This is a genomic window from Neobacillus drentensis NBRC 102427 (assembly GCF_001591445.1).
Classification (GTDB): Bacteria; Bacillota; Bacilli; order Bacillales; family Cytobacillaceae; genus Neobacillus; species Neobacillus drentensis.
This window is the reverse complement of the sequence record NZ_BCUX01000111.1, coordinates 1-3401: the sequence shown is the minus strand read 5'-3', so window position 1 is coordinate 3401 and position 3401 is coordinate 1. Positions and strand designations below refer to the sequence as shown.

Below are 3401 nucleotides of genomic sequence, written 5' to 3'. Positions count from 1 at the left end.
TTGAATGTATTACTCGTTGAATAATTCTGAACGACTTTCCACCCAGTCCCATCATTAATCCAAAACTTATATAGTTTTTCAACTCCTCCTATTGCTCTAACTGTAACTTGTATACTTGTATTTTTTACTTGTGGAGTCCTTAAATCTGTCTTAACTGCAGTTAACTGAATATTTTTATTAAGCAATTTTACTAAAAATAAAGAAGATCTATTGTCTTTTTGCCTTAGTCCTGATATATAATAATAACCACTTCGTTCAAAAACATTTAAACCTGTATCCTGGGATGAAAAATCCATAGTTTTCTCCCATATTTTATTGCCCCTTTGAATCTACTTTAAATAAATATAAGTCGTAATTGTGAATATTTACATTTGTCTTTTTATTACCTGTTATAACAAAGCCATTGTCACTAGTTGCTTTTACAGAATTCCCAGAACCATTTCCTTCATAGGTCTTCATCCATTCTACTAATCCACCGCTAGTTAACTTGATTAGAACTATACGATAAGCTTCGGAATTATGTCCTGTTAATATGTAACCACCATCGGCTGTTTCCTCTATAGCTTCCCCTTCTTCAATAAAGTCATAATACGAACTTAAACCAACTGAATTGAATGTTTTTTGCCAGACTATGTTTCCATTGCTGTCTGTCTTAATTACCAAAATATCTTGCCAATCAGCAAAAGAATCGGGAAGTAAACCAGAACCAGTAATTATGAACCCATTGTCATTTGTTTGTTTAACGGAAGTTCCATGACTATCACGATAATCAGTCCCCCCAAAAGGGTTTCGAACTTTTTTGGTAGGATATACTTTTTGCCAAAGTGTCTGTCCATTTCAATCAAGCTTTTTAAGAGCAACTCCACTATAAGTTAGTCCATCAGGGGCATAACCTCTGCCTCTTCCTGTTAATATAAATCCATTATCTTTCGTAAGATTTATGTCATTATAACCTTCAAAAATCCCACCAATAGTTTTTTGCCATATTACATTTCCTGATGAATCCGTTTTAATTAAAACAGATTGGTGATTTCCATTTAAGTACATACTAGTCAATAATATGTATTCATCTGAGGGGAGTACCATAACTGAAAATCCTTCATCAGTATCATAACTACCAAAATGCTTCTCCCATTCTACATTTCCTTCAGCATCGGATTTTATCAATACTATATCCTTATTAGGATATCCATTTGGTAGTGGGTAAACCTTGGTTCCAATATTAATAAATCCCCCGTCATTAGTAGTAGCCATGGAGTGGTGTGAATTACGGGAAACGATGCCATCACTAAGTTCTTTATTTGAAATAAGAGAAGGTTCCTCTGCAGCTAAACTAACAACTGGATAGAAAAAAAGGAATATAAATAATAATGATAAGATTTTCTTCAAATTAATACCTCCATGTCAAATTTAAAAAATATATTCTTTGAAATTCTGTTTCAAAATAATTGCAATCTATTTTTCGAACTGATAAATAGATTGTAAACAATTGATTACAATATGTACTAATAATTTATTATAAATGATTTTGTATTTGTCAATATTAATTTGAGCCATTGTGATCACTTCAAAAGTGAGCCACTTAATTCTGAGTTATTTCAATGGGGGAGGACTTGGAGTTTAGGCCTATTGGTCGCTCTCATCCCTTTGTTTCATACTTTGTCTAAATCGATACGATTATCCATTAAGAAGAAGGATATAAGCTTTTGGGTTAGTCGGTCTAGTAAAGCTGCGGTCATTTTTTCATCTCCAAAAATGGAGGTCCATTCCGTAAATTCTAGATTCGTAGTAATCATCACACTAGCTCGTTCGTAGCGACCGGCAAAGAATTGGAACAAGATCTCTGAACCAATTTTCGTGAACGGCACTATCCTAGCTCATTTGATTATGATCAAATCAAATTTGAGCCACCTCTTTTCTAATGCACCTAGCTTGTGTTCTTCATTAGCCAAAAGGAGTTCTTTTACTAGTTCTGCAGCCGAGATAAACTTAACCTTATAACCATTTTTAATCATTTCAATTCCGATCCCGGTAGCCAGATGCGACTTTCCAGTCCCACTGTTTTCTAAGAATATTATGTTTTCCTTCTTCTCCACAAAATCTCCCTTTGATAGAGTCAGAAAACGATTTCGGTTCAGACTTGGCATCAAACTAAAATCATAGCTATCTATTGTTTTCTGGACAGGAAAAGCAGCTTGTTTAAGCCTTCTTTGTTTTTGATTTTCTTCTCTAGACTCTGATTCTGCTTTTAATAACGCCAATAGAAATTCCTCATAACTCAAGTTACGATTCTCAGCCTCTCTTGCAAGAGAACGGTATTGTGCTGAAATAGTAAGTATCCGTAGTTGTTTAGTAAGGTGATCTAAAAGTAGTTCAGTTGTCATTTCCTAGTGCCTCCTGTTAATTGAGCTTACTGTTCAATACTGGATTTATTCACTTTGTAATCTAGAAGATTGACTGGTGTTTTATCAGTTGGAAGAGTACTGATTGGTATGTGTTGGTTTGTAAGCCTTTGTATAATTTCATGGACGGTCTCATATCGGAAAACTTGCGTTTTCTCTGCTTCCAATAAGGCTTTTGTTAAATTATCCATACCAATATTACGATGGAGGAGGAGAAGTCGAATGAACTTCCTATCACCTTCAGACCCCTCCTGCTCACGCATTTTCAAATGGAATCGCTTGAATACATCAGGGATTTCAGTGGATTGGAATGCGTGAGCCTCCCGGATTGCCCGAGGTTTTTTAAGTAAGACTTCCAAATAATGATCAAGAACCGTAATCACTTGATTGCGTTCATAGGAACGAGGGTGTTCTACGATCACACGGTTTTGAGCCACTACGATTACTCGATCGACAAAAAATTTTGCCCATACAGCTTGACCAGCATAGCTACAGGGCACAGAATAACGATTGGTTCCACTGTAATAAGGGAAGTCTTATTAACTTTGCACGATAGAAGGTTACAAGCTTCAAAACGATTAGTAGGAAGAGGATGGAGACTCTCTTTTTCTTTCTCCCACATTTCTAGGACAGTCTCTGATTTATTAGGGACGTGAGTCCTTCTAGCTTCCTTTAAACACCAATCTTGGAGATACTCGTTCAGTTCATTCATAGATTGAACCATAGGGAGAGGCACCAAAGAATTTCTTCTTACATATCCAACAGTGCCTTCGATACGACCTTTTTCGTTTCCACTTGCAGGATTACAGAATTAAGCTTTAAACACATAATGAGCCTGGAGACCAATGAACGCCTCTTGTTCTAGGCGATCTCTGCCTTGAAGGATTTTTATTCCAGCTGTTTTTAGATTATCAAGTAGACCTTCTGTCGGAACTCCTCCTAGGAACTCAAACGCATGAACGAAGCCATCCAGAAATGCTTCCTGCTTTGCATGAAGAC

At 36.1% G+C, this 3401-nt stretch carries 5 protein-coding genes and 2 pseudogenes; all 7 read right to left on the bottom strand.

The annotated features are described in order from the left end of the window. Positions 1–296: hypothetical protein (locus BDR01S_RS24280; RefSeq protein ID WP_157406257.1), on the bottom strand; the 296-nt coding region annotated here is incomplete at its 3' end. Between the two features lie 16 nt (positions 297–312). Further along, complete coding sequence (locus BDR01S_RS24275) at positions 313–663, bottom strand: hypothetical protein (protein ID WP_066248430.1); 351 nt, start codon at positions 661–663, stop codon at positions 313–315. A 174-nt stretch (positions 664–837) separates the two neighbouring features. Further along, positions 838–1389, bottom strand: coding sequence for a hypothetical protein (locus tag BDR01S_RS24270; protein WP_066248427.1), 552 nt, complete (start codon positions 1387–1389; stop codon positions 838–840). 263 nt (positions 1390–1652) lie between these two features. After that, positions 1653–2384 (bottom strand): annotated as a pseudogene (istB, locus tag BDR01S_RS24265) (IS21-like element helper ATPase IstB). Positions 2385–2410: 26 nt separating this feature from the next. Next, positions 2411–2902 carry a Mu transposase domain-containing protein gene (locus BDR01S_RS26400; RefSeq protein WP_439951490.1) on the bottom strand — a complete coding sequence of 164 codons (492 nt, stop codon included), beginning with the start codon at positions 2900–2902 and terminating at the stop codon, positions 2411–2413. Next, on the bottom strand, positions 2845–3114 hold the full coding sequence (locus BDR01S_RS26395) for a hypothetical protein (protein WP_157412935.1): 270 nt from the start codon (positions 3112–3114) through the stop codon (positions 2845–2847). Before BDR01S_RS26395 ends, BDR01S_RS26400 begins: the two co-directional genes overlap by 58 nt. 99 nt (positions 3115–3213) lie before the next feature. Continuing rightward, positions 3214–3401 (bottom strand): annotated as a pseudogene (locus BDR01S_RS26390) (IS21 family transposase); the annotation flags it as partial.

Coding starts and splice junctions, on each gene's coding strand:
- BDR01S_RS26395 (WP_157412935.1), bottom strand. CDS start 3,114: ATGAATGAACTGAACGAGTATCTCCAAGATTGGTGTTTAAAGGAAGCT.